At 36.6% G+C, this 8,382-nt stretch carries 9 protein-coding genes; all 9 read left to right on the forward strand.

Going from position 1 to position 8,382, the window contains the following annotated elements; genetic code table 11:
• The first annotated feature begins 47 nt into the window (after nt 1-47).
• The 9 genes from AC058W_RS00880 to AC058W_RS00920 all read left to right on the forward strand — a co-directional run bounded on the left by AC058W_RS00880 (nt 48) and on the right by AC058W_RS00920 (nt 8,097).
• Nucleotides 48-686: a YlmH/Sll1252 family protein gene (locus AC058W_RS00880; RefSeq protein ID WP_479389565.1), complete on the forward strand. Its 639-nt coding sequence runs from the start codon at nt 48-50 to the stop codon at nt 684-686.
• Between the two features lie 255 nt (nt 687-941).
• Nucleotides 942-2,033 (forward strand): 3-dehydroquinate synthase, encoded by a 1,092-nt coding sequence (gene aroB, locus AC058W_RS00885; RefSeq protein WP_118246860.1) that lies wholly within the window; start codon nt 942-944, stop codon nt 2,031-2,033.
• The gene (gene lspA, locus AC058W_RS00890) at nt 2,030-2,554 is read left to right on the forward strand and encodes a signal peptidase II (protein ID WP_117677186.1); all 525 of its coding nucleotides are present in this window, start codon (nt 2,030-2,032) and stop codon (nt 2,552-2,554) included. Before aroB ends, lspA begins: the two co-directional genes overlap by 4 nt.
• A 4-nt stretch (nt 2,555-2,558) precedes the next feature.
• Nucleotides 2,559-3,473 carry an RluA family pseudouridine synthase gene (locus AC058W_RS00895; protein WP_118246859.1) on the forward strand — a complete coding sequence of 305 codons (915 nt, stop codon included), beginning with the start codon at nt 2,559-2,561 and terminating at the stop codon, nt 3,471-3,473.
• Between the two features lie 66 nt (nt 3,474-3,539).
• The gene (locus AC058W_RS00900) at nt 3,540-4,175 is read left to right on the forward strand and encodes a cytidylate kinase-like family protein (protein WP_117677188.1); all 636 of its coding nucleotides are present in this window, start codon (nt 3,540-3,542) and stop codon (nt 4,173-4,175) included.
• A gap of 471 nt (nt 4,176-4,646) precedes the next feature.
• A complete protein-coding gene (locus tag AC058W_RS00905; RefSeq protein WP_479389566.1) occupies nt 4,647-5,843 on the forward strand; it encodes an AI-2E family transporter in 1,197 nt (398 codons plus the stop codon).
• A 277-nt stretch (nt 5,844-6,120) separates the two neighbouring features.
• On the forward strand, nt 6,121-7,674 hold the full coding sequence (locus AC058W_RS00910; RefSeq protein WP_118610104.1) for a peptidoglycan DD-metalloendopeptidase family protein: 1,554 nt from the start codon (nt 6,121-6,123) through the stop codon (nt 7,672-7,674).
• A gap of 61 nt (nt 7,675-7,735) precedes the next feature.
• The gene (locus tag AC058W_RS00915; protein ID WP_479389567.1) at nt 7,736-7,918 is read left to right on the forward strand and encodes an acyl-CoA thioesterase; all 183 of its coding nucleotides are present in this window, start codon (nt 7,736-7,738) and stop codon (nt 7,916-7,918) included.
• Entirely contained in the window at nt 7,912-8,097 is a 186-nt protein-coding gene (locus AC058W_RS00920) for a hypothetical protein (protein WP_479389568.1), read from the forward strand. The genes AC058W_RS00915 and AC058W_RS00920 overlap by 7 nt, the downstream gene beginning before the upstream one ends.
• The last annotated feature ends 285 nt before the right edge of the window (nt 8,098-8,382 follow it).

Consider the following 8,382-nt stretch of genomic DNA (forward strand, 5'->3'; position numbering starts at 1 on the left):
TCTGGGAGGATCTGCTCCGTCAGTAAGAGCAGGCTATTAATCCCCGAATGGAAAAAGACGAACTTTTTCTTAAGAGAATCCGGGAATTAGCTAATCTTTCCTATCAGAGAGATATCGTTACATTTTCGGATTTTCTTAATTTAAATGAGCAGAATATGGTCAGTAGCCTAAAACGTCAGTTTCCCCAGATTGTTATGGAAACTTTCGGGGGCTATGAAAATGCGGAGCGTCAGATGGTGGCATTTCATCCTGATGCTCTTGCTTTTACATGGGAATATCCGATTGACTGCCTTAAAATAGAGCCAAAAGCAATCAAATTTTCCGAGTCTCTCACACATCGTGACTATCTCGGAGCACTTCTTAATCTTGGAATAGAGCGAAGTGTGATTGGTGATATTGTTGTTCAGGAAAAGGCTGCCTGGTTTTTCTGCCAGAATAAAATGACGGACTTCTTTCTTGATAATCTGTGCCGTGTCCGCCATACAAATATTTTAATTACAAAAGTAGACGACCCTGATGAACTTCCCCGCCCAAAATTGGAAGCTATTAATGGTACCTGTGCTTCTGTACGTTTAGATTCATTGATTTCACTTGCATTTAAAGCTTCCAGAAGCAGTATGGTATCTTATATCGAAGGAGGACAGGTTTTTGTCAATGGAAAACTGATTACTTCCAATGGGATATGAACCCAAAGAGGGTGATATCATCTCTGTACGAGGAAAGGGACGTTTTATTTTTGATGGTATGTCCCACCAGACCAAAAAGGGAAGATGCGGTGTCCGCATTTTACGTTATATATAATTACTCAATAGTTATTTATAACACTTAACAATGCCGTCAGTGTTACTTAACAAGTCATTTTTAGATTAGTGTCGGTACATTGGCAGATGATGTTATTCTTTATATTTATACAATTTAAGTTATCAAAGGAGAGTGAGAAAATGGCAGAACAGAAATTACTTGTCAAACGAGAAGGAGATTTTCATTATCCTATTTATTTCGAAAATGACTTTAAAAATCTTGCCCGTGCACTTAAAGAAGAAGGACTGGATGGACGAAAAATCTGTATCGTAACAGACAGTCATGTAGCACCACTTTATCTTGATTCCGTCAAAACAATTTTTCAAGAAATCTCTTCAAGTGTGTTTTCTTTTGAATTTGAAGCCGGTGAAAAGAATAAAAACCTATCTACTGTACAGGAATTATATAAAACTCTGATTGAAAACGAAATGGATCGTAAAGGTCTTCTGGTTGCATTAGGTGGTGGAGTTGTAGGTGATCTGACTGGCTTTGGTGCAGCAACTTATTTAAGAGGAATTGACTTTATTCAGGTTCCTACCACCCTTCTTGCCCAGGTCGACAGTAGTGTAGGCGGTAAAACCGGAGTCGACTTTCTTCAGTATAAAAATATGGTAGGAGCGTTCCATCAGCCACGTCTTGTATATATGAATATGAGTACTTTACAGTCTCTTCCAGAGCGTGAATTTACCTGTGGTATGGGCGAGATTCTTAAGACAGGTCTGATTTGCGATGGCGATTTCTTCCGCTTTGTATGCCAGAATCAAGAGACAATCAGCGAACTGGATTTAGGTATGCTCTCTAAAATGATTCGCAGATGTTGTGAAATTAAGGCTGGTGTAGTAGAACGAGATCCCAAAGAACAGGGCGAACGTGCTCTTCTAAATCTTGGTCATACAGTTGGTCATGCCGTAGAGAAACTCAAAGATTTTCAGCTGCTTCATGGACAGTGTGTCGGTATCGGTCTGATTGCGGCTGCCTGTCTTTCCATGAATAGAGGATTGCTGACTGAACACGAATATGAAGAGATTCGAAATGGATGTTCTTCTTATAAGTTGCCTCTTTCCGTCGATTTACTGAAAGCCGAAGATATTCTCGCAGCAACTAAGAAAGATAAGAAGATGGAAGACGGACATATCAAATTTATTCTTATGGACGGAATTGGTAAAAGTTTTATTGACAAAACAGTTACAGACGACGAATTACTTCAGGCAATCGGGGAGATTCTCGTATGAGCATAAATTCAACAAAACCAGCCTGGAAGCATTGGCTTCTAGGCTGTATTGCCATCTTTGCGCTGACAATTCTGGATCAGGGGAGTAAGTATCTGGTTCTCACTTATCTGAAAGGTAGACCTGATATAAATCTTATTCCCGGAGTTCTTCAGCTACATTATCTTGAAAATCGTGGAATGGCATTTGGTCTGTTTGAAGGTAAAATCCCAGTATTTGTGATTTTGTGTCTTTTATTTTTTGGTGTATTTGCCTATGTATATGCTCGGATTCCACGAAATACCTATTATCTGCCTCTTACTATAACTTCTCTTATAATGGTTTCTGGGGCTTTGGGAAATTTTATTGACAGAGTATTCAGAGACTATGTGGTAGATTTTATTTATTTTTCACTTATTGATTTTCCTGTATTTAACGTGGCCGATATCTACGTTGTATGCAGCGGCGTATTGCTTATCATATTGGTATGTTTTAAATACAAAAATGATGAAGATTATGATTTTTTACGAATAAAAAAGGAATAATACTATGGAAATTCTTAATTATCACGTTTCTGACGGTCAGTCCGGTATTCGGATTGACCGCTATCTTTCTGAAAAAAATGAAAAATTATCACGATCTTATATTCAGAAACTGCTTAAAGAGCAGAAAATAATGGTGAATGGTTCTCCTGTAAAGGCTAACTATAAAGTTCAGGATCAGGACGATATTTCCCTGGAAGTTCCGGATATGGAAGAACCGGATATCCTTCCCGAAGATATTCCTCTGGATATTCTTTATGAAGATGAGGATGTGCTTATTGTAAATAAACCAAAGGGAATGGTCGTTCATCCAAGTGCCGGACACACTTCTGGTACACTGGTAAATGCAATTATGTTTCATTGCAAAGATAATCTGTCCGGCATTAACGGTGTTCTTCGTCCCGGAATTGTCCACAGAATCGATAAAGATACCACTGGTGCACTTCTTGTATGTAAAAATGATAATGCTCACCGCGACCTGGCAGAGCAACTAAAAGAGCACTCTATTAAGCGTAGATATCGTGCAATCGTGGCAGGTGTTTTAAAAGAAGATGAAGGAACTATTGAAGGTCCGATCGGACGTCATCCGGTTGACCGAAAGAAAATGTCTATTAACTATAAGAACGGAAAAGATGCTGTTACACATTATAAAGTGTTAGAACGTTTTAAAAATGCCACCTATGTGGAATGCCGCTTGGAAACAGGAAGAACACACCAGATTCGAGTACACATGACAAGTATCGGGCATCCTCTGCTTGGCGACGAAGTATACGGTTCAGGGAAAAATCCTTATCATTTACAAGGACAGACACTTCATGCAATGATTCTCGGCTTTGTTCATCCATCCACTGGTCAATATATGGAATTTACAGCTCCTTTACCTGAATACTTTCTTAAATTATTAGAAAAATTGCGAAAATAGTTTGCATTTCCGCAAAAGTATTGTATAATATTTCTATTGAATCCATAACAGAAGGGAGTGTATATTATGAACAGTACAAGTTCAATTATTACAATAGGTCGTGAATATGGCAGTGGCGGAAGACAGATAGGACAGGAAGTTGCCAAATATTTCGGTATTAAATGCTATGATAAAGAGCTTCTTGAACATGCTGCAAATGAAAGTGGTATCTGCAAGGAACTTTTTGAGAATCATGACGAGAAACCTACCAACAGCTTTTTATATTCATTGGTAATGGATACATATTCCTTTGGATATTCCTCTTCAGGATTTACTGATATGCCGATGAATCATAAAGTATTTCTTGCACAGTTTGACGCAATTAAGAAACTGGCTTCAGAAGGTCCTTGCGTTATGGTCGGAAGATGTGCAGACTATGCATTGGCAGAATACAAAGACTGCTTCAGTGTTTTTGTACATGCAGATACAGACTGGCGAATCAGCCGTCTTTCTCAGAAACACAACAAAACGGCAAAAGAAGCAAAAGATATGATCAACAAGACCGATAAGAGCCGTTCCAGTTATTATAACTACTACACAAACAAAAAGTGGGGCGCTGCTGCAAGCTATAATCTCTGTGTGGACAGTAGTAAACTTGGCATTGATGGTGCGGCTAAGGCAATCATTCAGGCAATTGAGATTTTTGATTCTATGAAAAAATAATAAAACTCTTATATAATAAAAAGAACAGTAGCTCAGCTAAAGATTTTTGATTGAAGATTTTTTAAATGAATCTCTTTAAATGAGTAAGCTGTTCTTTTTTACTGTTCATTTTCGAATATCACATTTACCATAACTATATTATGTATACTGACTCCAGGAGCTATATTATGATTTATGTGTAGTTTAAAATATTTGAGTTATTGTTTATTTTGTGATACTGAGAACGGAGTGAACAGCAACTATTTCGTCCTCAGTATCACAAATATTTTTTATATATTAATTTTTCATAAAATCAAGAGAAACATTCCTTAAAAAAAAATGTTATAATCGTACCATGTTAAATAAAAAGGAGGACGTTATGAAGTTTCGTTGCTGGATAACCGCTATTTACACTGGGGTGTGACGGCTTTTCTGGTAATTGCCGCCAGTATGCTGTTTTATTATGGCATCTTTCATATGAAGACCCTTATTGTGGGTATTAAAACATTTTTGGGGATCATGGCACCTATTATCTATGGTGTGATATTAGCCTATATTCTCAGTCCACTGATAAATCTTTTTGAACAGAAATTGATCTATCCACAGCTTGAAAAACACAATATCCAGTTACAGAAGAAGGGAAGACGAGCCATTCGATGGGCATGTGTCCTTTTTTCTATGTTTTTATTCTGGGTCATTATTTATGCATTAATTATGATGATACTTCCACAGTTGATCCGAAGTATCATGAGCATTATTTACAGCTTTCCATATTATGTGAAAGTTATTGAAAAATGGCTTAATTCCTTTGTGGAGCACGGATGGAATATGAATTCTGATATGATTGACATGATCAATCAGTATTCCACAAAAGCACAGGATTATCTTACCACCAACATTCTACCACAAATGCAGGATATGCTAAAAAATGTTTCTGCCGGTATTTTTGATATCCTGATTTTCATGAAGAACTTTCTGATCGGTGCAATCGTTGCTTTATATGTATTAACAGATAAGGAAAAATTTGTTGCCAAAAGTAAAATGCTTGTATATGCCGTACTGCCGCACAAATGGGCAAATACACTCATTCATTCTATGCGTTTCACTCATAAAACTTTTGGCGGTTTCATATACGGCAAGCTTCTTGATTCTGCCATCATTGGCGTTTTGTGTTATATCGGAATGTTACTTTTGCATACGCCATTTCCAATTCTGGTCAGTGTTATTATCGGTGTAACAAATGTTATTCCGTTTTTTGGACCTTATATCGGCGGATCTCCTTGCATTTTCCTGATTTTGGTAGTAGATCCTATCAAAGGTTTATATTTTGCTATTTTCATTCTGCTTCTTCAGCAGTTTGATGGAGATATTCTCGGTCCAAAGATTCTCGGGGAATCCACGGGACTTTCCAGTTTCATGGTTATTGTTGCCATCTTAATTGGCGGCGGACTCTTTGGCATTCCTGGTATGATCGCAGGAGTTCCTGTTTTTGCTGTACTTTACGCTATGGTATGGAGGCTGATTGACCACTCATTAGTTGACAGAAAAATGCCAGTAGAAGAAGAAACCTACGTAAACATAGATTGTCTGGATACAGAAACAGGTGAGGCGATTCCATTTCGCAAAGAAGAGTCTCACAGATTATCCTCTGAAAAAAGCTTGAGGAAAAACGGAATAATTTCTTTATGAAGATATGGAATCCATTTTCCAGGTTTGTTATGCTTATATGGAAATATATCTTACAGATTTTGCAGGTTATATGGAAATATATAAAAAGAGGGTGGCATTTTTTGAAAAATAAATATCTCGAATTTAAAAATACACAGGAAAAAAATAAATGAAATTATTGATTCAACGTGTAAATCACGCAGATCTTGAGAATGACGGTCCTTTTACCATCATTCTCGGTGAATCTATTTTATGGTTTTGAGATTATGCTTCAGATCATATATGACAGGAGAGTAATATGAAGAAAAAAAAGTTTATTTTACCGGTTTTTCTGTTTATTCTGTCACTTATTTTTTGTGGAGGAATTACACAATATTCTACGGTATCAGTTAAAGCAGCAACAACCACCAAGAAACAAACAGGTTTTGTAATGAAAAATGGTAGCTGGTATTATTATGACAAAAACGGCAAAAAAGCTACCGGATGGTATCAGAGTGTTGCCGGAAATAAATATTATTTTGGAAAAACAGGGGCAGCAAAGGCCGGAATTCTTACAATCAGTGGAAAAAAATACTGTTTTAACTCCAAAGGAAAAATGCTTACCGGGTGGCAGACAGTCAATGGAAAGACCTATTTCTTTGATGCGAAAAAAGGATATATGTACACTGGCTGGATTACCACAGCAGCTGGAAATAAATACTATTTCTGGAATGACGGAGCAGTAAGAGCCGGTTTCCATAAAGTCAATAATGTTTATTATTGTTTCAGTGAAAAAGGAAAAATGTATAAGAACTGTTTTCGTAAAAATGGAAACTCTACTTATTACCTTCAGGCAAATGGAACGATGGCCAAAGGCCGCCTGAAAGTTAAAGGATCCTGGTATTCTTTTAACCGAAACACAGGTCAGCTTGTCACAAGTGGATGGTATAAAGAAACGGATGGTTCTTATTATTATGCCGGTTCAAATGGTAAGTTAGTCAAAGGCTTTTATAAACCAGATTCCTATTACCGTTATTTTCGTGAATCAGACTGTAAATTACTTACAGGATGGCAAACAATCAATGGTCATAAATATTACTTCAAAAAAACAAATGGCATTCGTTATGACGATATTATTCTGAAAGCTTCTTCAGGAAAAAGATATTATTTTGAATCCGATGGAAAACTTTCCTGTAGTAAATGGTTTACTAAGAATGGTTCCCATTATTATTCAGAGTCAAATGGAGTACTTGCTTCAGGCTGGCTGACCGTAAGTGGTAAAAAATATTATATGAATCCGTCGACGTGTGAACGAGAAACCGGATGGATTTCAGTAGACGGAGAGAAGTATTATCTTAATTCTTCTACAGGTGTTCTGGCTACAAGTCAGTGGATTGATGATGATAATTATGTCGGAGAAAATGGTGTTCTTATCCCTGGATATCAGAATGGTGTTTCTTTTAGATGGCCATTAAGCTCCGGTTATTCTTATATCAGCAGCTATTTCGGATATCGTGAGTCACCAGGCGGAATTGGTTCCACTAACCATAAAGGAATTGATATTCCTGCTCCAACGGGTACACCTATTTACGCTGCGGCCTCAGGAACGATTGTTGCTATGTTATCACCATCTGCTTCAGGCGGTGCAGGATATTATACTAAGATAAATCATAATGGTAAGGGACTTATCACAGAATATATGCACCAGTCCAAATTTAATCCAAAGCTGAGTGTCGGAGATAAGGTATCAAAAGGTGATATTATTGGATATGTGGGAAGTACAGGAAACAGTACAGGTCCGCATCTTCATTTTGGAGTGATAGTAAATGGCGTAAATCAGGATCCTCTGAACTATGTAAAAAAGCCTTCATGATCACTCATTAATGAACCCGGTTTTAAACCTAAAAACCTAATAATAGAAAAAGAGGAAACTTATGGAATCACTAAAAACATATACTTATTGCAGAAAAGCACAATATCATGAAACTGATCAGATGGGAATCATTCATCATTCCAATTATGTAAAGTGGATGGAAGAAGCCCGAATCGGCTATATGAATCAGATGGGATTCAGCTATAAAAAAGTGGAAGACTGGGAGTTATTTCTCCAGTGGTAGAAATTTCTGTCGCATACAAAAAGCAGGTTTTTTTTGACGATGAAATACAGGTTCGTGTCAGTATTAAAAAAGATACGGAATTTCCCTTGAATTTAATTATGAATTCTTTAATACAACCAGAAATGAAGTTTGTACAACCGCCTATTCCAGACATTGTTTCCTTAAAAATGAAAAATTAATATCTGTCAAAAAAGAAATTCCTAAATTGGATTGCATAATAGCAAATTGTATATAAGTTGTTATTATAAATATTATAAAACAGTAATTCTAAAATTAAATTAGCTAATATAAAGCAAAAGCTTGTGCAAAAAATGCGCAGGCTTTTTTGCTTTATTACCGTATGAATATTAAAAAATAGTAGTGTTTTATGTTATTTACATCTATACGACAAACGCGAGTTTTTCATATAGATGTTGCTAAAAACCCACTTTCATGGTATGATTGTTATCGATTACTATTCAGGG

It is taken from the genome of Blautia sp. CGZ-1-C1 (genome assembly GCF_056504575.1).